The following is a 22386-nucleotide window of genomic DNA, read 5'->3' as shown; positions in this document are numbered from 1 at the left end:
GCCCGGCGCGGGCGTACCGCCCCGCTGTGATCCGATCTGTTCCGATGGAGAGAAGCTCATGGTTACTTCGCGATCGGCCGCCGCCGCCCGGCAGCCGGTGGTGTCACTCAGGCGCCGCGGGCCCGTGCTGGAACGCGCGATCCTCGAAGCCGCCCTGGAGCGGCTGAGTACGGTCGGCTGGAGCGGGCTCACGATGGAGGGGGTCGCCGCCGGAGCCCAGACCGGCAAGGCCGCGATCTACCGGAGGTGGCCCTCCAAGGAGGACCTGGTCGCGGACGCGCTGCGCAGCGCGCTCCCGGCGATCGGGGAGGCGCCGGACCACGGGAACATCCGGGACGACCTCTATCAGCTGTGCTGCCGGCTCCGTGACGCGATGCTCTCCCAGTCGGGCTCGGCGCTGCGCGCGGTCCTTCACGAGTGCGATGCGGACACCGCCGAACGGTTCCAGTCGATGATCCTCAGTGGTGTCGTCGGGCCGACGACCAGCCTCATAAGAGAAGTGGTGAGCAGGGGTGTCGACCGCGGCGAGGTGCGCCCCGACGCCCTGCGCGGGCTGGCCTTCGACGTCATCCCCGCGATGATGATGTATCGCACCAAGGTGTGCGGCAGCGAATGGACGGACGGGGACATCGCCGACCTGATCGATCAGGTCGCCGTGCCGTTCTTCCGCGCCGCCCCCGCCGGCCCCCGGCGCTGAGCACTTCGTAACGTCCGCCCCTGAGGCCCCGCACGAGGCCCTGCCCCGGCCCGTCCGATGAGCCGGGGCCGGCCGGGGGGCGGCCGAGGGGCGCCCCGGGGTGTTCTCGGCGGACTCATCGGCGTACGCTGACTGGCGCCATGCCGTACGAACCACCCACGCACACCGTCGAGCGCTCACTGCGCGCCACCACCGGTGCCAAGACCGTCGCCGGTGTCGACGAGGTCGGACGCGGAGCGTGGGCGGGACCGGTCACCGTGTGTGCCGCGGTCACCGGCCTCCGCAAGCCTCCCGCCGGACTCACCGACTCCAAGCTGATCAGCCCCAAGCGCCGCGCGGAGCTCGCACCGCTGCTGGAGCGCTGGGTCACGGCCTACGGACTCGGCGACGCCTCCCCGCAGGAGATCGACGAACTCGGGATGACCGCCGCGCTCCGGCTCGCCGCCGTGCGGGCCCTGGAGGCGCTGCCGGTGCGGCCCGACGCGGTGATCCTGGACGGCAAGCACGACTACCTGGGCAGCCCCTGGCAGGTCCGTACCGTCATCAAGGGCGACCAGTCCTGCGTCGCGGTCGCGGCGGCCTCCGTGATCGCGAAGGTCCGCAGGGACACCGTGATGGCCGAACTCGGCGCGGAGACCGGCGAGTACGCGGACTTCGCCTTCGACGCCAACGCCGGCTACCCGTCCCCCGTGCACCGGGCCGCGCTGGAGGAGCGGGGGCCCACGGCCCACCACCGCCTCTCGTGGTCCTACCTCGACGCGCTGCCCAGGTGGCAGCACCTCAAGAAGGTCCGCTTCTCCGCCGAGGCGGCCGCACTGGAAAGCGGGGGCCAGCTCGGCTTCGACTTCTGATCGCGCACATGTACCCACCCGCCGACGCCCCGTGCGCCGGCGTTTGATAGACAACCACCCATGCCTCTCATCCCCGAGGAGCCTCAGATTCACGAGAGCGCCCAGGGTCCCCGCGCCACTCCGGCCACCGGCCGCACCGCGTCGACCCCTCGTCCCGTACCCGGTCCGCGTTCCGCGGCCATGCCGCGCCCCGGTCGTCCGGGTCCCGGCCCCGCGAGGCCCGCGCCCCCGGCGCCGCGCCCGCACTCCAGCTCCGACCGGCCCCAGGCGGCCCGGCCGGAGAATCGTTCCGCACCCCAGCTGCAGCTGATCCCCGCCTCGGCCGACGGTGCGCTCGACGCCGCCGACGAGGCGGTGGACCTGCTGCTCGACTCGGGCCGCGCGCCCGGCGACATCCTGGTGCTCACCACCGGTGAGCAGCACCCGTGGGCCACGCACGAGCTCTCCTTCGGCGAGGCCGCCTACTGGGCCCAGCACGAAGCGGGCGACGACGTGTTCTTCGCCGGTGCCGCGGCAGCGGAGCGGGTGACGTCCCGCCCGGTGGTGATCGTCGCGGTCAACGGTGCCGCCGACGACGCCGCCGCCCGCACGCTGTCGGCAGCGCAGCGCGGCGCCGGAACCCTGCTGATCGTCTGCGGTGACCCGCAGCGGATCAACGCGGTGCTCGGCGCCGGTGTCTGAGCCGCTGCACGCGGCGGCCCATGGCCGACCCGGCCGCCCGTAGGGGTGGCCGGGCGCCCGGGGGCCGGGTCAGCGGGCCGCGGTGCGGTGCAGTGCCTGCACGGCGCCGCCGCCGGTGCGCAGCGGCGCCGGATCCTGGTCCAGCGCGGTGTCGGCGAGGGCGGTCGGCTGTGACGTGGAACTGGGGCGACGGCCGCCCCGGCCCTCACCGAGCACCTGCCAGCCGCCCCGGGTCAGCGTGATGTACGCGCCGCACCGCAGCCCGTGCAGCGTGCAGGCGTCCCGCAGGCCCCACATCCAGGCCCCGTCCTCCTCCGTCCAACGCTCGTCCCCCTCGCGGCAGTAGAGCAGGACCGCGGTACGGACCGGAGTGCGGCGGCGGAGATCGTGCGGGATGACCCGGCGCAGATGCGCGAGCAGCGCGTTGCGGAACTCCCAGCCGTCCGCCGTCACCGAACGGCGGGCGAACGAAGCGCTGGCCGCCAGCCGTTCCTCGTGGTCGAGCACGGCGACGACGGCGGTCTCGGGCGTCGGCAGGTGCCTGGCGTGCAGCCCGCTCACCACCTCGCGCGGGCTGCGCAGCAGGGGTATGCCCGCTGCCGCCCACTCGGCCGGTTCGAGCATTCTGGCAAGGCGGTTGGCGGAGTCGGCGGTGGCCGACATCGAAGTGGCTGCGGACGGAGCGAATCCGAAGGTCACGGTCCTCCCTTCGCATACGCGCCCACGATGCGGGCAGGGTCGGGTGAGGGCGCGCCGCGGCACAGCCCTTCCGGGCCCGCGAAGAGACCGTGCGGGGAGCGAGACCAATTCTTCCTGGCGTATCGGCGGGCGGCAACGAGCAATTGGCGCAGCTGACGGTAATCAGCCGGAATGACACGGATATCCCTGCCCAGTCCAGCACCGGATGACGCCACCTGTCCCGCCTGAACGGCGAGGACCAGCGAAAACACCTGGCCCGTCCCGGCCCTCCCGCAGGTGAGCGGGTCCCCACGCGGGGTGAAGTCGTCGATTGTCGGTGTCATCGGGTTGCATGGGGGTCATGGACAACCTGGAACTCCGCACTGAAGCAGATGCCGTCCTCGCCGAGCTCGTCGGTGATCCCGGAGGCCCTGCCCGGCTGCGGGAGGACCAGTGGCAGGCGGTGTCCGCGCTGGTCCAGGAGCGACGGCGGGCCCTGGTGGTGCAGCGCACCGGCTGGGGGAAGTCGGCCGTCTACTTCGTGGCCACCGCTCTGCTGCGGCGGCGCGGCTCGGGTCCCACGGTGATCATCTCCCCGCTGCTGGCCCTGATGCGCAACCAGGTCGAGTCCGCGGCACGGGCCGGCATCCGGGCGCGGACGATCAACTCGGCCAACCCGGAGGAGTGGGAAACGATCTACGGGGAGGTGGAGCGCGGCGAGACCGACGTCCTCCTCGTCAGCCCGGAGCGCCTCAACTCCGTGGACTTCCGGGACCAGGTGCTGCCGAAGCTCGCGGCCACGACCGGTCTGCTGGTGGTCGACGAGGCGCACTGCATCTCCGACTGGGGACACGACTTCCGGCCCGACTACCGCCGGCTGCGCACGATGCTCGCGGAGCTGCCGGCGGGCGTCCCGGTGCTGGCCACCACGGCCACGGCGAACGCGCGGGTGACCGCGGACGTCGCGGAGCAGCTGGGCACGGGCAGTGGTGACGCCCTGGTCCTGCGCGGGCCGCTGGACCGCAAGAGCCTGCGGCTGGGGGTGCTGGAACTGCCGAACGCGGCGCACCGGCTGGCGTGGCTGGGGGAGCGGCTGGGGGATCTGCCGGGTTCGGGGATCATCTACACGCTGACGGTGGCGGCGGCCGAGGAGGTCGCGGCGTTCCTGCGTCAGCGCGGCTATCCGGTGGCGTCCTACACGGGGAAGACGGAGAACGCCGACCGGTTGCAGGCCGAGGAGGATCTGCTCGCGAACCGGGTGAAGGCGCTGGTGGCGACGTCGGCGCTGGGCATGGGCTTCGACAAGCCGGACCTGGGGTTCGTCGTGCACCTGGGCTCGCCCTCGTCCCCGATCGCCTACTACCAGCAGGTGGGGCGCGCGGGGCGCGGCGTGGACCACGCGGATGTGCTGCTGCTCCCGGGCAAGGAGGACGAGGCGATCTGGGCGTATTTCGCGTCGGTCGGCTTCCCGCCCGAGGAGCAGGTGCGCCGCACCCTGGACGTACTGGAACAGGCGGGCCGTCCGCTGTCGCTGCCCGCGCTGGAACCACTGGTGGACCTCCGGCGCTCGCGCCTGGAGACGATGCTGAAGGTGCTCGACGTCGACGGGGCGGTCAAGCGGGTGAAGGGGGGCTGGACCGCGACGGGGCAGCCGTGGGCGTACGACGCGCAGCGGTACGCCTGGGTGGCCAAGCAGCGGGAGACCGAGCAGCAGGCCATGCGGGACTACGTGGCGACCACGGGGTGCCGGATGGAGTTCCTGCAGCGGCAGCTCGATGACGAGAAGGCGACCCCGTGCGGCCGCTGCGACAACTGCGCCGGGCCCTGGCTCGATCCCGCGGTCTCCTCGGCGGCTCTCGCGGCGGCGACGGGCGAACTGGACCGGCCGGGAGTCGAGGTCGAGCCCCGCAAGATGTGGCCGACCGGGCTCGCCGCGGTCGGCATGGACCTCAAGGGCCGCATTCCCGCGGGCCAGCAGGCGGTCACCGGGCGGGCGCTGGGCAGGCTGTCGGACATCGGCTGGGGCAACCGGCTGCGCCCGCTCCTGGCGGAGCAGGCGGCGGACGGGCGGGTGCCGGACGACGTCCTGAACGCCGTCGTGACCGTGCTGGCGGACTGGGCCCGTTCGCCGGGCGGCTGGGCGAGCGGCTCTCCCGACGCGGTGGCGCGGCCGGTGGGGGTCGTCTCGATGCCGTCCCGCACCCGCCCCCAGCTGGTCGGCTCCCTGGCCGAGGGTGTGGCCAGGGTGGGCAGGCTCCCGCTGCTGGGCAGCCTGGTCCACACCCCGGAAGCCGGCGAGTTCGCGGCCCACCGCAGCAACTCCGCCCAGCGACTGCGTTCCCTGGCCGCCTCCTTCGCCGTGCCAGACGAACTGGCCGCCGCCCTGGCCGGGGCCGCCGGCCCGGTCCTGCTCGTCGACGACTACTCCGACTCCGGCTGGACCCTGGCCGTGGGCGCGCGCCTCCTGAGCCAGAGCGGATCGGGTCCGGTGCTGCCGCTCGTCCTGGCCCTGGCCGGCTGAGGACCGGCGCCGACCGCGGCTCCCGGCTCGGGGGCCCCGGACCGGTCTCACCCCCTGTGGACAAGTTATCCACAGGGGGTCGCGGAAACCGTCCCGACGCGGGACGGTCATCCCATGAACAAGCACCACGAATCCACCGGTCCGTCCGATGAGCAGCAGATCACTTTGCGCGGCCCCGCCGAGCTGGCCGACGCACTCCCGTATCTCATGGGGTTCCATCCGAACGACAGCGTGGTCATGGTCGCGCTGCACGGCGGCCGGGGCCGTTTCGGCGGGCGTCTCAGGCTCGGTATCCCGCAGTCCGAGCAGGAATGGCCGTCGGTCGCCGAGCAGCTGGCCGAGTGCCTGATCAAAGGGAGCGAGCGGCGCGGCGGGCGCCCCGACGCGATCGTCGTCTTCCTCTGCCAGGAACCCGCCGAAGGGGAGACCGGCAGCCGGACCATGGAGCGGCTGCGGCCCTTCGCCCAGGGGCTGCGTACCGCCTGCGGGGCTCTGGACGTCCCCGTGCTCGAAGCGCTCTGCATCTCCGGCAACAGGTTCTGGTCCTACGTCTGCCCCGACGCCCGCTGCTGCCCGGCGGAGGGGAACCCGATGGCCGTGCCCGGCACCTCGGTGATGGCGGCGGCAGCGACGTATGCCGGTATCCAGGTGCGCGGATCGCTGCGGGAGATGGAGGCCCGGCTGGCACCCCGCACCGGCGCGGCGGGCCGGGAGCAGGAACAGGCCCTGGACGCGGCGGGGTCGGCGCTGGTGCCGAAGCTCCTCGACGAGGAGAGCCGCAAGGAGGTCGGCGGCACCACGCTGGAACTGGCCGGACGGCTCATGAGGCGCCTCGGCCGGGCACCGGCGGCGACACCCTCACTGGCCGACCTCAACGACGACCGGCTGATCAGTCACGAGGAGGCCGCCGCGGTGATCCTCGGCCTCCAGGACCGGGAGACCCGGGACAGGGCCGCGGAATGGATGGAAGGGCCCGAAGCGGAGTCCGCGCTGCGGCTGTGGCGGGCACTGGCACGGCGCTGCGTCACGCCGTACGAGGAGCACGCGGCGGCGCCGCTCGCGCTGGCGGGGTGGGTCTCGTGGTCGACGGGCGACGAGCCGGGGGCGCGGGTGGCGCTGGGCCTCGCGCTCCGGCTGGATCCCCGGTACACCTTCGCCCAGCTTCTGCACGAGGCCTGCAACCAGGGCCTCGATCCGGAGACGCTGCGGCGCTGCCTGCGCGGTGAGCGCGACACCCGGACGGCGGCGCGCGACACGGCGCAGGACACGGGGGCCGTGCGGCGCGACACCCGGACGGTACGGCGTGGCCACGGTGCGGGACGGGTCGCGGGGGCCCGTTCCGCCCGGGCGCAGGCGGCCGGGCGGCGGCGGACGCGGCCCCGGGCCGTCCGGTCGGGCGCCGCCGCCGGCCGCCGCCGGGCCGGGCAGTCGCGGAACCAGGGCCGCCGCGCGACCCGGACCGGCCGATGAGAGCGGCGTGGCGCCGGACAGCCGGAGGTGGCCGGCGACCGGGGTACGGGTCGCCGGTGGCCACCCCGTCGCCGACCGGTCCGGGCCCGGGGGAAGCCTGTCCGGAAGGCGCCGGGACCCGTGAAGAGGCATCACGAAGGGAGTGTTTATCGTCAGGCAGACGACTATGATCACGGCATGCCGCCCTACGACCCGTCGACCTTCCCGCCCTTCGCTGTCACCGTCGACCTGGTTGTGCTCACGGTGCGCCGTCATGCGCTCTGTGCGCTGGTGGTACGCCGAGGTGAGACGCCGTTCCAGGGCAGGTGGGCGCTGCCCGGCGGCTTCGTCAAAGCCGATGAGGACCTCGGCGCCGCGGCGGCGCGCGAACTCGTCGAGGAGACCGGGCTGTGCGCGCACGACCCGGCGACCCCGTCGGTCGGCAACGGCGCACATCTCGAACAGCTCGCCACGTACGGAGCGCCCGAGCGCGATCCCCGGATGAGGGTCGTCAGCGTCGCCCATCTCGCGCTGGCGCCCGATCTGCCGGCTCCGCGTGCGGGCGGCGACGCGAACAGTGCGCGCTGGGCGCCTGTCGAGGACCTTCTCGGGCCGGAAGGGGGCTACGGGCGCGAGGGCGAGCGGCAGGCCCCGCTGGCCTTCGACCACGCCCAGATCCTCGCCGACGGTGTGGAGCGGGCCCGTTCCAAGATCGAGTACTCCTCGCTGGCCACCGCGTTCTGCCCGCCCTCGTTCACGGTCGGCGAGCTGCGCCGGGTGTACGAGGCGGTGTGGGGCGTGGTGCTCGACCCGAGGAACTTCCATCGCAAGGTGACGGGCACGCCCGGCTTCCTGGTGCCTGCCGGGGGGACGACCACCCGTCAGGGCGGCCGCCCCGCCCAGCTGTTCCGGTCGGGTTCGGCCACGGTGCTGAATCCGCCGATGCTGCGGCCCGAGGTCTGAGCCCGAGGTCCGAGCCCGAGGCCTGAGCCCGAGGTCTGGGCACCCGGGAGCGGCCGGCCGGCTGAGGGCGGTCGTCGACGCCCACACCGGGGCCGAGCCCGCTGATGCTGGGGGCTGAGGTCCGAGCCCGAGATCCGTGCTGCCTGGGATCCGGACCCGAGGTGGCGCTCCCGGTGCTCCTGACGCTCTGACAGATGTCCGGAACGCCGTAGGTTCGGCATTGCGCGAAAAGTCTGATATGTCGGGTTATCGTGCTGCGGTACCTTCTGCCGCCGAGCGGTCTCACCTTCTGCGAGAGAAGCGATGCTCCAGGCCATCGGACTCACCAGCGCCCGCCACCGCGGACTTCCGCCCGCCGTGGACGACCTCACGTTCGAAGCCGGATCCGGCTGCGTCACCGCCCTGCTGGGCCCGCCGGGTTCCGGCAAGACCGCGGCCCTGCGCCTCATGCTCGAACTCGAACCGGGGCGAGGTGTCACCTACTTCCGCGGCAGACCCCTGCACCGGGTGGCGCATCCGGCCCGGGAGGTGGGGGTGCTGCTCGGGGACGTACCGGGGCACCCCGCCCGCACCGCCCGCGGCCAGCTCCGCATGCTCTGCGCCGCGACCGGAATGCCCGCGTCCCGGGCCGACGAACTGCTCGACGCCGTCGGTCTCTCCGGGCTGGGGGACCAGCGCATCGGCACGCTCTCCCTGGGCATGGACCGCAGGCTGGCACTCGCCTGCGCACTGCTCGGCGATCCGCACACGCTGATCCTGGACGAACCCGCGGAGGGCCTCACCTCGCGGGAGGCCGACTGGCTGCACGGCATGCTCGGGTCCCATGCCGATCGGGGCGGCACCGTCCTGTACACCACGCACGACGCCAAGAGGGCGGCCCGGTCGGCCGGTCATGTGGTGACCATCGACGCCGGCCGTCTGGTCGCCGATCAGAGCGTCGCCGACTTCTCCCGCACCCGCCTGCGGCCCCGCGTCGCGGTCCGCTCCCCGCACGCCGCCCGCCTCGCCGCGATCGTCAGCCGTGAGGCGCGGGCCGACCGGCGCTCCGTCGAAGTGGTCACCGAGGCGAGCAGCAGCCGGCTCTCCGTCTACGGCAGCAGCTGCGCGGAGATCGGGGACACGGCATTCCGCCATGGGCTGCCCGTGCATCAGCTCGCCGACGAGATCGGTGACACGTCCCCCGAGGCGGGCCCCGGCCCCGGCCCCGACGCCGCCGCCCCCGCCCCCCGCCTCGAATCCTCCGCCGCGCCGCCTCCCTCACCCCTCTCCGAACCGCTCCCGGTGGCGGGGGCCGGCGAGGGCGAGGGGCAGCTGCCGCCGCGGATCCGGCGCCGTCCGGCCCGTGGCCCGCTGCGCCCGGTGCGTTACGAACTGCGCCGCCTCTTCGGTGTCAGGACCACGACGCTGATCATCGCCGTGGCTCTCGTCGCCTCGGCGGCGCTGTCCGTCCTGCTCGGCCGCAACGGCGGCACCCCGTTGCCGAACGTACTGGCCGCCTGGCCCTCGCTGCTGCCGCTGCCGCCCGCCGCGCTCGGCGCCGGACTGCTCGGTGCCCTCTCCTTCGGTGACGAGTTCCGCTACCCCGCGCTCGCCGCAGGGCGCGGCACCGTCCCCCGACGGCTCGGGCTGCTCCTCGCCAAGCTGGCGGTTTCGGCGGGCGTCGCGCTGGTGCTGGCGCTCCTGGTCGTGCTGGCGTCGGCGGAGTCCCTCCGCCTCGTGTACGGCGGGGACTTGGTCAAGGTCCCTTCGAACGCGGTTTCACTGGCCGTGAGTTGGTCGGGGCTGACCGTCGGCTGCGCCTGGGCCGGCCTGCTGGCCGCCGGGATCTTCCGTGTGACGGCGGCGGGTGTCGCCGCCGTACTCGCCGTTCCCGTCCTGATGGTCCCGCTCATCGAGTCGATGCCGAAGGCGCCGACCGCCCGTTCGATGAGCGGACTTCCGGGCCGGCTGAGGGAACTGGCCTGGCTGCAGTGGCCGCACGAGGCGGACCGGTGGGTGGCTGCCGCGGTGCGGGTCGTGGCGCACCCGGTGGGCGCGGCGCTGACGCTGTCGTTGTCGGTCCTTGTCTGCGCGTATCTGTTCATGACCCTTCGCGGCAGAGTGCGTTGGTGATCGCGGAAGGGAACTTGAGTACGCAGAGATCCACAACTCCATTGAAAATGCCCGCTTTGTACCAGTAAGTCGTCAATTGTGAGGCGGGTGCCGATCACCCTTTCGTGTGCTTTTCACCAAAGACCTCAAGGGGTGGCTGAGCCGCGCCGACAAAGGATGCGTGAGTACCCTTGCGCACACCACGATGACCGCCGCCCGCTCCGCCGACTCCGGCCTCGCCGGCCCGGGCGAACTCGACCGATATACCTACGCGGAGGCGCCGGCCGGCGAGCGTGCCGCCGCCCGGTCCTGGGGCGGTTCCGATACCGAGCTCGGCCGGGTGGGCCGACGGGGATCGGCCAGCCGGGGCCGCGGCCTGCACGGTCAACTTGTTCAGCAGCTCGGTCAGATGATCGTTTCCGGTGACCTCGGTGCCGACCGGCCCCTCGTGCCGGAGGAGATCGGTCAGCGATTCGAGGTCTCCCGCACCGTCGTCCGGGAGTCGTTGCGTGTCCTGGAGGCCAAGGGCCTGGTCAGCGCCCGGCCCAATGTGGGTACCCGGGTCAGGCCGGTCAGTGACTGGAACCTGCTCGATCCCGACATCATCGAATGGCGCGCCTTCGGCCCGCAGCGCGACGACCAGCGCCGCGAGCTCGGTGAGCTGCGCTGGACGATCGAGCCGCTGGCCGCCCGGCTGGCCGCGGGCCACGGGCGTGAGGACCTTCAGCAGCGGCTCGGCGACATGGTCGAGATCATGGGGCACGCGCTCGGGCAGGGCGACGTGATCACCTGCGCCCGGGCCGACGCGGAGTTCCACTCCCTGCTCATCCAGGCCGCGGGCAACCGCATGCTGGAGCACCTCTCCGGCATCGTCTCCGCCGCGCTCCAGGTCTCGGGCGCCCCGGTGACCGGTTGTGACCGTCCCAACGAGGCATCCCTCGGTCACCACGCGCGCATCGTCGAGGCCCTGGCGTCCGGCGACTCCGCGGGCGCCGAGGCTGCCATGCGTCAGCTGCTCGTGGCCCAGCCCGGAGTCGTACCGGCGCCGCGCGAGCACTGAGCGCGGCGCGGTCAGGGTGTACGAGCCATGTGTCGCCGGACCCTCGTGGTCCGGCGGCACAATTGTGGAGAGATGTCACCACTGATCTGGTTCGTCGCAAATGAGGTGTGACTCGGGCCACGCGGATTGGGCGTAACACTCCTCGAAACAGCGCGATGACTTAAGAGGTGACCGCCGCGGAAGGAATACAGCAGCCATTCAGTGCGCTGTGCAGTTCTGAGGCCTAGCCCGCGCCGTCGGTACATTCCCAGCCCGACGGTCGTCGGTTCCAGCCCTCTCAGGGCCGGGCCGGAAGCCGTTTCCATCGTTCCGAGAGGTTGTTCGTGTCGGCCAGCACATCCCGTACGCTCCCGCCGGAGATCGCCGAGTCCGAATCTGTCATGGCGCTCATCGAGCGGGGAAAGGCTGATGGGCAGATCGCCGGCGACGACGTGCGTCGGGCCTTCGAGGCTGACCAGATTCCGCCAACCCAGTGGAAGAACGTTCTGCGCAGCCTCAACCAGATCCTCGAGGAAGAGGGTGTGACGCTGATGGTCAGTGCCGCGGAGCCGTCGAAGCGCGCCCGCAAGAGCGTCGCAGCGAAGAGCCCGGTCAAGCGCACCGCCACCAAGACCGTCGCGGCCAAGACGACCGTGACGCGGACCGTCGCGGCCACCGCCGCCCCATCGGCCGAGACCGTGGACGCCGTGGCCGATGACGCCGCCGCGGCCGCGCCCGCCAAGAAGGCCGCAGCCAAGAAGACGGCTGCCAAGAAGACCGCCGTGAAGAAGACGGCGGCGAAGAAGACCGCGTCGAAGAAGGCCGGCAAGCAGGACGACGAGGTCCTCGACGGCGACGACGCGGCCGAGGAAGTCAAGTCCGGCAAGGGTGAGGAAGAGGAGGGCGAGGGCGAGAACAAGGGCTTCGTCCTCTCCGACGACGACGAGGACGACGCACCTGCGCAGCAGGTCGCCGTCGCCGGCGCCACGGCCGACCCGGTCAAGGACTACCTGAAGCAGATCGGCAAGGTCCCGCTCCTCAACGCCGAGCAGGAGGTCGAGCTCGCCAAGCGCATCGAGGCGGGCCTGTTCGCCGAGGACAAGCTGGCGAACGCCGACAAGCTCGCTCCCAAGCTCAAGCGTGAGCTGGAGATCATCGCCGAGGACGGCCGCCGCGCCAAGAACCACCTGCTGGAGGCCAACCTCCGTCTCGTGGTCTCGCTGGCCAAGCGCTACACCGGCCGCGGCATGCTCTTCCTGGACCTGATCCAGGAGGGCAACCTCGGTCTGATCCGCGCGGTCGAGAAGTTCGACTACACCAAGGGCTACAAGTTCTCCACGTACGCCACCTGGTGGATCCGTCAGGCGATCACCCGCGCCATGGCCGACCAGGCCCGCACCATCCGTATCCCGGTGCACATGGTCGAGGTCATCAACAAGCTCGCGCGTGTGCAGCGTCAGATGCTCCAGGACCTGGGCCGTGAGCCCACCCCGGAGGAGCTGGCCAAGGAACTCGACATGACCCCCGAGAAGGTCATCGAGGTCCAGAAGTACGGTCGCGAGCCGATCTCCCTCCACACCCCCCTGGGTGAGGACGGCGACAGCGAGTTCGGTGACCTGATCGAGGACTCCGAGGCGGTCGTCCCGGCGGACGCGGTCAGCTTCACGCTTCTGCAGGAGCAGCTGCACTCGGTGCTCGACACGCTGTCCGAGCGTGAGGCGGGCGTGGTCTCCATGCGCTTCGGCCTCACCGACGGACAGCCGAAGACGCTGGACGAGATCGGCAAGGTCTACGGCGTGACGCGTGAGCGCATCCGTCAGATCGAGTCGAAGACCATGTCGAAGCTGCGCCACCCGTCGCGTTCGCAGGTGCTGCGCGACTACCTCGACTAGGCCGCCGTCCCGACCGGCACATCGGCCGAGGGCCCGGATCCCCCAGGGGATCCGGGCCCTCGGCCGTTTCCGGTGCGGGCGGGCGCCGCCGATTTCGCGCGGGTGCGGGTTGGTGACAGCGGAATGACTCTGGGTAGGCAAGGTCCATCACAGAGTCAGGAGCACACATGTCCCGTACCGTCGTCCGCGCCATGACCGGGGCGCTCGCCCTCACTGCCGCAGCGGCAGTGATACCGCTCGGATCCCCTGCCGCGGCAGTCGCGGACAGCATCGTCATCGGAGGCCAGCCCGCGCACGTCAAGGACAGTCCCTGGGTGGTGGCCCTCTCCAGCCGTGACCGGTTCGGAGGTACCCGGGCCGGTCAGTTCTGCGGCGCCGTGGTGGTGGAGCCGAAGAAGGCGATCACGGCCGCGCACTGTCTGACCCGGGAGGCGCTGGGTGTCGATGTCGGCCAGGTCCGCGATCTGCGGATCATCTCCGGCCGCGACGAGCTGAACGGCACCGACGGCAAGGAGATCGCGGTGAGCGGCACCTGGGTCAATCCCGGTTTCGACGCCACCACGAACAGCGGTGACGTCGCCGTGCTCACTCTCGCCGAGGCGCTGCCCGAACAGAGCGTGATCCCCATGGCGCCGGCCGGTGACTCCGCGTACGACTCCGGGACCGCGGCGGTCGTCTACGGCTGGGGTGACACGACCGGCAACGGTGACTACGCGACGTCACTCAGGTCCGCGAAGGTGACCGTGCTGCCGGACAGCTCGTGCGAGCAGGCCTACCCGGGGGGCGGGAACGGCACGTACGAGGCCTCAGCGATGCTCTGCGCGGGCGAACCCGAGGGAGGGTACGACGCCTGCCAGGGAGACAGTGGAGGGCCCCTGGTGGCCCAGGGGAGGCTCGTCGGCCTCGTGTCCTGGGGGAGCGGGTGCGGCCGCGCGGGCAGCCCTGGCGTCTACACGCGGATCTCCGCGGCCATCGAGTGGATGAAGGACGCTGACTGACCGGACGCTTCCGCGGGTACGAGAACGGGCGGCTCCCCTTGTGGGGAGCCGCCCGTCGGCCGGTCGGGACCGGCCCCTGGCTCGTCGTGGATGCGAGGTGTCAGTGTTGTTCCTCTTCGGCGGCTTGGGCCTGCACGGCTGTCAGCCGGTCCGTCTCATCCTGTATTTCCGCGGCGATCTTCTTGAGTTCCGGCTCGAACTTGCGACCGTGGTGGGCGCAGAAGAGCAGTTCACCGCCGCTGATCAGGACGACGCGCAGGTATGCCTGGGCGCCGCAACGGTCACAGCGGTCTGCTGCGGTCAGCGGGCTCGCGGGGGTCAGAACAGTAGTCACGTCGCCTCTTCTCTAGCTCGACGAGCTGTCGTACCAGGGTCAACATCCAACCAGGCCGAAAACGTTCCCGCTCGTGGCATTTCTTCGAAACTTCTTCTCAGGATGGCTGTCTGTTGCCGGTTCGCGGCGAATGTGCCGTATTGCGTGGCGCTACGGTTTCGCGTTGCTCTCGGTCGGTCCCGCCGGCTGGCTTGCCGGTTGTTCATGAGGACGTGCCCGGAGCCTAAATGGTTCATGCCTGGAAGGGAACGTGATGTGCGCGTCACTCCAAGGAGGGATCGAACGTGTATGCGAGGCTGGACTAGTGTGAGCGTTCTCCGAGGGTGGCGTTACACCCGCTCTACCAGGCCTCGGTACCCTCTCAGCGGCGACCGAAGCCGAGCCCGTTACCCACTGGGCCCCAAATGAAATTCAGCGAGGAGCGAACCGCGTGACCGCCGATACGTCCGTGCCGTCCACTGCGCTGCTGACCGGAGCAGACCGAGACGGTTCCAACTACACCGCGCGGCACCTGCTCGTACTCGAGGGGCTCGAAGCGGTTCGCAAGCGCCCCGGCATGTACATCGGGTCCACCGACAGCCGCGGCCTCATGCACTGCCTCTGGGAGATCATCGACAACTCCGTCGACGAGGCCCTCGGCGGGTACTGCGATCACATCGAGGTCATCCTCCACGACGACAACTCCGTCGAGGTCCGTGACAACGGCCGCGGCATCCCCGTCGACGTGGAGCCCAAGACCGGCCTGTCCGGCATCGAGGTCGTGATGACCAAGCTGCACGCCGGAGGCAAGTTCGGCGGCGGCTCCTACGCCGCGTCCGGCGGCCTGCACGGCGTCGGCGCCTCCGTGGTGAACGCCCTGTCCGCCCGGCTGGACGTCGAGGTCGACCGCAACAGCGCGACCCACATGATCAGCTTCCGGCGCGGTGTTCCGGGCATGTTCACCGAGCAGGGCCCGGACAGCCCCTTCGACCCGGCCAACGGGCTGCTCAAGGGCAAGCGGGTCCCGAAGGCGCGCACCGGGACGAGGGTGCGTTACTGGGCCGACCGGCAGATCTTCCTCAAAGACGCCAAGCTCAATCTGGAGACGCTCTACCAGCGGGCCCGCCAGACCGCCTTCCTCGTCCCCGGCCTCACCATCGTCGTCCGCGACGAGCGCGGCCTGGACGGCGAGGGCAAGACGGAGGAGACGTTCCGCTTCGACGGCGGCATCAGCGAGTTCTGCGAGTACCTCGCCCAGGACAAGGCCGTCTGCGACGTCCTGCGCCTGACGGGGCAGGGTACGTTCAAGGAGACCGTGCCCGTACTCGACGACCGCGGCCACATGACGGCGACCGAGGTCACCCGGGAGCTGGTCGTCGACATCGCGATGCGCTGGGGCACCGGCTACGACACCAATCTCAAGTCCTTCGTCAACATCATCGCCACCCCCAAGGGTGGTACGCATGTGTCCGGATTCGAACGCTCCGTGACCAAGACGGTCAACGAGGTCCTCCGCTCCGCGAAGATCCTGCGCGTCGCCGAGGACGACATCGTCAAGGACGATGCGCTGGAGGGTCTCACCGCGGTGGTGACCGTACGGCTGGCGGAGCCGCAGTTCGAGGGGCAGACCAAGGAGGTGCTCGGCACCTCGGCGGCCAACCGGATCGTCGCCAACGTCGTGGCCAAGGAGCTCAAGGCGTTCCTGACCTCGACCAAGCGGGACGCCAAGGCGCAGGCCAGGGCGGTCCTGGAGAAGGCGGTGGCAGCCGCCAGGACCCGGATCGCCGCCCGCCAGCACAAGGACGCGCAGCGCCGCAAGACGGCTCTGGAGTCCTCCTCCCTGCCCGCGAAGCTCGCCGACTGCCGCAGCGACGACGTCGAGCGCAGCGAGCTGTTCATCGTGGAGGGCGACTCCGCGCTCGGCACCGCCAAGCTGGCCCGGAACAGCGAGTTCCAGGCACTGCTGCCGATCCGGGGCAAGATCCTCAACGTTCAGAAGGCATCCGTCTCCGACATGCTGAAGAACGCCGAGTGCGGTGCGATCATCCAGGTCATAGGAGCCGGGTCCGGGCGGACCTTCGACATCGACGCCGCCCGCTACGGCAAGATCGTGCTCCTGGTCGACGCCGATGTGGACGGCGCCCACATCCGCATCCTGCTGCTGACGCTGTTCCAGCGCTACATGCGGCCCATGGTCGAGGCGGGACGGGTCTTCGCCGCGGTGCCCCCGCTGCACCGGATCGAGCTGGTCCAGCCGAAGAAGGGCCAGGACAAGTACATCTACACGTACTCGGACAACGAGCTGCGCCAGCGGCTGCTGGAGCTCCAGCGGAAGAACGTCCGGTACAAGGACTCGATCCAGCGCTACAAGGGTCTGGGCGAGATGGACGCCGACCAGCTCGCGGAGACGACGATGGATCCGCGTCACCGCACGCTGCGGCGGATCAACATCGGCGACCTGGAGTCGTCCGAGAAGGTCTTCGACCTGCTGATGGGCAACGAGGTGGCCCCCCGCAAGGAGTTCATCACCAGCTCCGCGGCCACGCTGGACCGCTCGCGCATCGACGTCTGAGTCCGAGGCGCAGGGGCCGGGATCCGGACCCCGCTGTCCCACCGAGCCGTTGTCTCCACCCACGGGTGGAGACAACGGCTCCACCCGTGATCCACCCCTGAGCCGATCCCCTGACCTGGCCCTTTCCGTAGCGTCGAAGTGACAGAACTTCCCGCAACCCGGAGGCGCCCATGTCCGGTCTCGTCAACCTGCTCGTGATCGTCGCGGTCATCGGCTTCGTCGTGGTCCGTCAGTGCTCGGCGCAGCAGATCTCGGGAGACCGGCGCTGGTGGGTCCTGCCGGGTGTCCTGCTCGTGATGGCCCTGCGTGAGCCCGGACTGGTGGATCCGCGTCACGAGGCGCTGTCCGTCATCGTCCTGGGTGCGGAGCTGGCCGTGGGCCTGGTCACCGGGGCCGGCTGGGGGTGGACCGCCCGGCTCTGGCGCGCGGAGGACGGGACGCTCTGGAGCAAGGGCACCAAGGCGACCGTGTACGTCTGGACCGGAGGCCTGATCCTGCGAGCGGCTCTGTACGGGCTCGCCGCGGCGCTGGGCATACATCAGGGCGGCCCCGCCCTGATGATGGCTCTCGCGGTCACCCTGCTGGTCCGCAGCGGTGTGCTGGCCCGGCGGGCCGGGGAGATACCGCGGTCGTACCGTGGCCCGGGCGACGGTGGACCGGCCGGCCGCCGTTCCGCCGGCCGTGTGCCGTTCCGGCCGGCCGGAAAGGACCGCGTGTGACACCCGCTGCCTGGACCAGCTGGCCGTCGAGGGAGGCCCTCGCACGGGAGAGGCGCACCCGCGCACGCGCCGTGATCGGCTGGTCCGTGCGGGCCGGGCTGCTCACCGTGATGCTCTGGGGGACCTTCAGCGGCGGGCTGTTCGGCCCGTGGGAGACCGTGGTCGGTCTGGCCGGGGTGGCGGGATGCGCGGCGGCCGCCGTGGCCTTCTTCCGGACCAGCCTGGAGAACCGGCTGTGGCCCTCGCTCGGGCTGCTCGCCCTGCTGATGCTCGCGGCCTTCGGAGCGCAGCAGGCAGGAGCCGGCGTGCCCGCCGCGGTGATCTGGTGCGGCTGCGCCGTCACCGCGCTGGAGCGGCTCCCGCTCTCGGCGGGCGTTCCGGCCACGGCGGCGGCGCTCGGGGCATACGCCGCCGTGAACACCGACGGCTGGCTGAACACGGCCCTGACCACGGCCGGGCTCTGTCTCGGGGGGTACGTGCTGCGGCTGGACGCCGAGGCCCGTGGAAGCGCACAGCGGCTGCTCGCCCAGGAGCGGGCGGCCAGGGTGGCGGAGGCCGAGACGGCGGCGCTGGACGAGCGCTCCAGGATCGCCAGGGAGATCCATGACGTGCTCGCGCACAGCCTCTCCGCACAGCTGGTGCACCTGGAGGCGGCGCGGCTGCTGATCGAGAGGGAGCCCGAGGGGGAGTTCCGGGACCAGGTGCTGCAGCGGGTGGTCGCCGCCCGCTCCATGGCCCGTGAGGGCCTCGCGGAGACCCGTCAGGCGCTGTCGGCCCTGCGCGGCGAGGTGTCGCCGGTGGAGGAGTTCCTGCGGCAGCTGGTGGCGGCGGAGCCGGCCGAGGTCCGGGTGGAGGGGGAGCAGCGGACGCTGACCGCCGAGGCGTCGCAGGCGGTGCGGCGGGTGGCGCAGGAGGCGCTGACCAACGTGCGCAAGCACGCACCGGGGGCCAGGGTGCTGATCAGGCTGGAGTACCTGCCGGACGTGATCGCCCTGGAGGTCAGCGATTCGGGTGGAACCGGTGCCGGCGGCGAGCTGGCTGTCAGTGGCTCCGGCTACGGTCTGCTGGGGATGCGGGAGCGCGCCGAACTGCTGGGCGGAACGCTGGAGGCCGGTCCCGGCGAGGAGGGGTTCGTGGTGAGTCTGCGGGTGCCCGCGTGAGCGCGCGGGTGATCGTCGCCGACGATCAGTCGGTGGTGCGCGAGGGAATCGTCATGCTGCTGGGCCTGCTGCCCGGGATCGAGGTGGTCGGCGCGGCCAGGGACGGGGAGGAGGCCGTCGCCCTGGTGGCCGAACTCGCCCCGGACGTCGTCCTGATGGACCTGAGAATGCCCCGCTGCGACGGCGTGGAGGCGACGCGCCGTATCCGCAGGGACCATCCCGGCACCCAGGTCGTGGTGCTGACGACGTTCGCCGACGACGATTCGCTCTTCCCCGCGCTCCGGGCGGGGGCCCGGGGCTACCTCACCAAGGACGCCGGGGGCGACGAGATCGTGCGGGCCATCGAGGCGGTGCTCTCGGGCGAGGCGGGTCTGTCGCCCGCCATCCAGCGCCGTCTGCTGGAGCAGGTCACCACCGGGCCGCTGCCGTCCGCGGGAGGCGCCGAGGCCGAGCTCCCCGACGGGATGACGCCACGTGAGGCCGAGGTGCTGGTGCTGATCGCCGAAGGGATGTCCAACACGGAGATCGCCCGGCGTCTGCACATCTCGCAGGCCACCGTGAAGAGCCACATCAACAACCTCTTCGCCAAGGCGGGACTGCGCGACCGGGCCCAGGCGGTCCGTTACGCGTACGTTCGAGGACTCGCACAGCCGCCCGGCACATCCTTCACCTGAAGAGGTGAAGTCCGGGGAATGAAGTGCCCGGGATCTTCCCGATCTGCCCATTCTTGGGTACGCGGCCGAAGTGGTCCGTGGACAAGGGGAGTTGTTCGGTGGAGAAGGAAGCAGGGCGCGAGGCCGCGGCGACGCGACTCGAAGACCCGTGGTACGACGCGCTGGCCTCCGGATGGGGGGAACTCGACGGCACGGGCAGCTTCGCGCCCGCCGCCGCGCCCGGCCCCGCGGAGTCCCGGCGCGGCCCCAGCGCGGCCGAGATCTATCTGGAGGTGCAGCGCAGCGAGGCCTTCCAGGAGGTGCGCCGCCGCTACCGGCGGTTCGTCGTCCCCGCCTCCCTCGCCTTCCTCGTCTGGTATCTCGCCTACGTCGTCACGGCGGTCACCGCGCCCGGTCTGATGGCCCGTCCGGTGGCGGGGGCGGTCAACGTCGCCATGGTCGCGGGACTCGGGCAGTTCCTCACCACGTTCCTGCTCACCGGGGCCTACGCGCGGCACGCGCGGCTGCGCAGGGACCGGGCCGCGCTCGATCTGCGCTGGGACACGCAGGAGATGACGCGGGGGATCGTGCGTTGAGCGGGAACCACCAGACCCTGGCGCTGCTGCTGTTCAGTGCCTTCATCGCCGTGACGCTCGGCATCACCACCTGGGTGAGCCGCAACCGGCACGGTTCGGCGGAGGAGTTCTACGCCGGCGGCCGGCTGTTCTCCCCCATGGAGAACGGTTTCGCCATCGCCGGCGACTACATGTCGGCCGCCTCGTTCCTCGGCATCTCCGGACTCATCGCCCTCTTCGGCTACGACGGCATGCTCTACTCGGTCGGCTTCCTCGTCGCGTGGCTCGTCGTGCTGCTGCTGGTCGCGGAACTCGTGCGCAACTGCGGCCGGTTCACCCTCGCCGACGTGGTCGCGGCGCGGATGGCGGAGCGCCCGGTCCGGATCGCGGCGGGGACCTCGTCCGTCACCGTCTCCGTGCTCTACCTGGTGGCGCAGATGGTGGGGGCGGGCAGCCTCGTCGCCCTGCTCCTCGGCGGGACGAGCGGCGCCGCACGCTCCTGGACGGTCATCGGGGTCGGCGCCCTCATGGTGGTCTACGTGTCGCTCGGCGGCATGCGCGCCACCACCTGGATCCAGATCGTCAAGGCCGTCCTGCTGATGGTGGGCACCGTGGTGCTCACCGTGCTGGTCCTCGTCCACTTCCACGGCAACGTGAACGAGTTGCTCAACTCGGCCGCCGACCGGAGCGGTTACGGCAAGGAGTTCCTCTCACCCGGCCTCCGCTACGGCGGGAGCTGGACGGCGCGCTTCGACTTCATCAGTCTGGGACTGGCCCTGGTGCTCGGCACGGCGGGCCTTCCGCACATCCTGTCGCGCTTCTACACCGTGCCCACCGCCCGCGCCGCCCGCCGGTCGGTCGTCTGGTCCATCGGCCTCATCGGCAGCTTCTACCTGATGACGATCGTCCTCGGCTTCGGAGCGGCCGCGCTGGTCGGCTCGGCCGACGTACGGGAGTCGAACCCCGCCGGGAACACGGCGGTTCCGCTGCTCGCCCTGGTCCTGGGCGGCGGCGAGGGATCGACCGGCGGGACGATTCTGTTCGCCGTGGTCGCCGCCGTGGCCTTCGCGACCATCCTCGCGGTCGTCGCCGGCATCACCCTCGCCTCGTCCGCGTCCGTCGCCCACGATCTCTACGCCTCGCTCAGGCGACCCGGCTCCCGGGAGCACAGCGAGGTCGCCGTGGCCAGGGTCGCCGCGGCGGGCATCGGGGTGGTCGCCATCGGGCTGGGCCTGCTCGCCCAGGACCTCAACGTGGCGTTCCTGGTGGGCCTGGCGTTCGCGGTCGCCGCCTCCGCGAACCTGCCGGTGCTGCTCTTCTCGCTGTTCTGGCGGAAGTTCACCACGCGCGGCGCGGTCTGGTCGGTCTACGGCGGTCTCATCCCCGCCGTCCTGCTCGTCCTGCTCTCCCCGGTCGTCTCGGGCAGCCCCACCTCGCTCTTCCCGGGCGTGGACTTCCAGCTCTTCCCCCTGGAGAACCCCGGCCTGGTCTCCATCCCGCTGGGCTTCCTGGCCGGCTGGATCGGCACGGTCACCTCGGCCGAGCCGCCCGACGAGGCCAAGTACGCGGAGACCGAGGTACGTGCGTTCACCGGAGCCGGCGCGGTGTGACGGGTGCGGGGTGACAGGCGACGCGTGACGGCAGGGGGCCGGCCCCCTGCCCCGCCTCACCAGGCCGTGGCAAGCCAGGCGGCCGCCGCGGCGAGCACGATGAGCGCGGCGTTGAGCCCGGTCTCCCTGACCTCGCTGCGGGACAGGTGCAGGGCGGTCGCCAGCACCTGGAGCACGAGCAGGCCCAGCGCCGCCGCCACCGCGAGGGCGGGCGCGATCCCCGTGAGCGGCGGCAGCACCAGACCGGCGGCACCGAGGATCTCGACGGCGCCGATGACCCGGACCAGCCACATCGGGACCGTGTCCACCCAGCCCATCATCGGCGCCAGCCGTTCCTGGCTCTGCACGGCCTTCTTGCCACCCGCGTACAGGTAGAAGGCCGCCAGGAGCCCGGCGACGATCCAGTAGGCGATCTCCATGTTCGTGTCCTCCGTCATGGTGACGACTTGTAAGCAGGCACATAGTCGGTGACTATCGGAACGCTTACAAAAGGCACACAGGTGTGCCTTGCGAACAGAGGACGCCCATGTCGAAGTACCGCCACAGCTGCCTCATCCGCGGCGACGGAGGCCGGGCGGTCCGCGGCATCCTGGACCGCATCGGCGACAAGTGGACCCTGCTCGTCGTGGCCACGCTCGACGGCGAACGCATGCGCTTCACCGAACTCCAGCAGCGCATCCCCGGCATCTCGCAGCGCATGCTCACCCGCACCGTCCGGAACCTGGAGCGCGACGGACTGGTGTCGCGCACGGTGTTCCCCGAGGTCCCGCCGCGGGTCGAGTACGAACTCACCGCGAGGGGACGCACCCTGATCGAGCCGGCCGTGAAGCTGGCCGAGTGGGCCGTCGACCACAACGCCGGCATCGAGCTGAGCCAGTCGTCCTACGACTCGGAGCACCCCCGCCCGTAAGGCGGGAGGAGCAC

General features: G+C 71.4%; 20 protein-coding genes. 17 read left to right on the top strand and 3 right to left on the bottom strand.

Annotation, left to right across the window (positions count from 1 at the left end; translation table 11 throughout):
- Positions 1 to 58 precede the first annotated feature (58 nt).
- From OG521_10060 to OG521_10050, 3 genes are all read left to right on the top strand, one after another.
- Positions 59 to 697 carry a TetR/AcrR family transcriptional regulator gene (locus OG521_10060; protein WUW21115.1) on the top strand — a complete coding sequence of 213 codons (639 nt, stop codon included), beginning with the start codon at positions 59 to 61 and terminating at the stop codon, positions 695 to 697.
- Between the two features lie 140 nt (positions 698 to 837).
- Positions 838 to 1548 (top strand): ribonuclease HII, encoded by a 711-nt coding sequence (locus tag OG521_10055; protein ID WUW21114.1) that lies wholly within the window; start codon positions 838 to 840, stop codon positions 1546 to 1548.
- 60 nt (positions 1549 to 1608) lie between these two features.
- Positions 1609 to 2229 (top strand): hypothetical protein, encoded by a 621-nt coding sequence (locus OG521_10050; protein WUW21113.1) that lies wholly within the window; start codon positions 1609 to 1611, stop codon positions 2227 to 2229.
- Between the two features lie 69 nt (positions 2230 to 2298).
- Here OG521_10050 and OG521_10045 read toward each other — a convergent pair whose 3' ends face one another.
- Positions 2299 to 2928, bottom strand: a complete 630-nt coding sequence (locus tag OG521_10045) for a hypothetical protein (protein ID WUW21112.1) — start codon at positions 2926 to 2928, stop codon at positions 2299 to 2301.
- Positions 2929 to 3268: 340 nt separating this feature from the next.
- On the opposite strand from OG521_10045, the gene OG521_10040 reads away from it, so the two are divergent.
- From OG521_10040 to OG521_10010, 7 genes are all read left to right on the top strand, one after another.
- Positions 3269 to 5428 (top strand): RecQ family ATP-dependent DNA helicase, encoded by a 2160-nt coding sequence (locus tag OG521_10040; GenBank protein WUW21111.1) that lies wholly within the window; start codon positions 3269 to 3271, stop codon positions 5426 to 5428.
- A 114-nt stretch (positions 5429 to 5542) separates the two neighbouring features.
- Positions 5543 to 6898: a DUF4192 domain-containing protein gene (locus tag OG521_10035; protein WUW21110.1), complete on the top strand. Its 1356-nt coding sequence runs from the start codon at positions 5543 to 5545 to the stop codon at positions 6896 to 6898.
- A 177-nt stretch (positions 6899 to 7075) separates the two neighbouring features.
- A complete protein-coding gene (locus OG521_10030) occupies positions 7076 to 7840 on the top strand; it encodes an NUDIX hydrolase (protein WUW21109.1) in 765 nt (254 codons plus the stop codon).
- A 303-nt stretch (positions 7841 to 8143) separates the two neighbouring features.
- Positions 8144 to 9952: an ABC transporter ATP-binding protein gene (locus tag OG521_10025; protein WUW21108.1), complete on the top strand. Its 1809-nt coding sequence runs from the start codon at positions 8144 to 8146 to the stop codon at positions 9950 to 9952.
- 160 nt (positions 9953 to 10112) lie between these two features.
- A complete protein-coding gene (locus OG521_10020) occupies positions 10113 to 10991 on the top strand; it encodes a FadR family transcriptional regulator (protein WUW21107.1) in 879 nt (292 codons plus the stop codon).
- A gap of 323 nt (positions 10992 to 11314) precedes the next feature.
- Positions 11315 to 12862 (top strand): RNA polymerase sigma factor, encoded by a 1548-nt coding sequence (locus OG521_10015; GenBank protein WUW21106.1) that lies wholly within the window; start codon positions 11315 to 11317, stop codon positions 12860 to 12862.
- Between the two features lie 167 nt (positions 12863 to 13029).
- The gene (locus tag OG521_10010; protein ID WUW21105.1) at positions 13030 to 13860 is read left to right on the top strand and encodes a serine protease; all 831 of its coding nucleotides are present in this window, start codon (positions 13030 to 13032) and stop codon (positions 13858 to 13860) included.
- 100 nt (positions 13861 to 13960) lie between these two features.
- Here OG521_10010 and OG521_10005 read toward each other — a convergent pair whose 3' ends face one another.
- Positions 13961 to 14194 (bottom strand): hypothetical protein, encoded by a 234-nt coding sequence (locus OG521_10005; protein ID WUW21104.1) that lies wholly within the window; start codon positions 14192 to 14194, stop codon positions 13961 to 13963.
- Positions 14195 to 14624: 430 nt separating this feature from the next.
- Here OG521_10005 and OG521_10000 point away from each other — a divergent pair, with 430 nt between their 5' ends.
- The 6 genes from OG521_10000 (at position 14625) to OG521_09975 (ending at position 21462) form a co-directional block, all read left to right on the top strand.
- Positions 14625 to 16745, top strand: a complete 2121-nt coding sequence (locus OG521_10000) for a type IIA DNA topoisomerase subunit B (protein ID WUW21103.1) — start codon at positions 14625 to 14627, stop codon at positions 16743 to 16745.
- Between the two features lie 170 nt (positions 16746 to 16915).
- A complete protein-coding gene (locus OG521_09995) occupies positions 16916 to 17464 on the top strand; it encodes a DUF1453 domain-containing protein (GenBank protein ID WUW21102.1) in 549 nt (182 codons plus the stop codon).
- The gene (locus OG521_09990; protein ID WUW21101.1) at positions 17461 to 18624 is read left to right on the top strand and encodes a histidine kinase; all 1164 of its coding nucleotides are present in this window, start codon (positions 17461 to 17463) and stop codon (positions 18622 to 18624) included. The genes OG521_09995 and OG521_09990 overlap by 4 nt, the downstream gene beginning before the upstream one ends.
- Entirely contained in the window at positions 18621 to 19298 is a 678-nt protein-coding gene (locus OG521_09985; protein WUW21100.1) for a response regulator transcription factor, read from the top strand. The genes OG521_09990 and OG521_09985 overlap by 4 nt, the downstream gene beginning before the upstream one ends.
- Before the next feature lie 98 nt (positions 19299 to 19396).
- Positions 19397 to 19873: a DUF485 domain-containing protein gene (locus tag OG521_09980; protein WUW21099.1), complete on the top strand. Its 477-nt coding sequence runs from the start codon at positions 19397 to 19399 to the stop codon at positions 19871 to 19873.
- Complete coding sequence (locus OG521_09975) at positions 19870 to 21462, top strand: cation acetate symporter (GenBank protein WUW21098.1); 1593 nt, start codon at positions 19870 to 19872, stop codon at positions 21460 to 21462. The genes OG521_09980 and OG521_09975 overlap by 4 nt, the downstream gene beginning before the upstream one ends.
- Before the next feature lie 56 nt (positions 21463 to 21518).
- Here the strand turns inward: OG521_09975 and OG521_09970 are convergent, their stop codons facing one another.
- The gene (locus OG521_09970; GenBank protein WUW26631.1) at positions 21519 to 21881 is read right to left on the bottom strand and encodes a DoxX family protein; all 363 of its coding nucleotides are present in this window, start codon (positions 21879 to 21881) and stop codon (positions 21519 to 21521) included.
- 107 nt (positions 21882 to 21988) lie between these two features.
- Here OG521_09970 and OG521_09965 point away from each other — a divergent pair, with 107 nt between their 5' ends.
- Complete coding sequence (locus OG521_09965) at positions 21989 to 22372, top strand: helix-turn-helix transcriptional regulator (protein WUW21097.1); 384 nt, start codon at positions 21989 to 21991, stop codon at positions 22370 to 22372.
- Positions 22373 to 22386: the final 14 nt, after the last annotated feature.

Source organism: Streptomyces sp. NBC_01463 (assembly GCA_036227345.1).
GTDB lineage: Bacteria > Actinomycetota > Actinomycetes > Streptomycetales > Streptomycetaceae > Streptomyces.
Note: the sequence above shows the minus strand (reverse complement) of the source record. Positions and strands in the feature narration are given on the sequence as shown.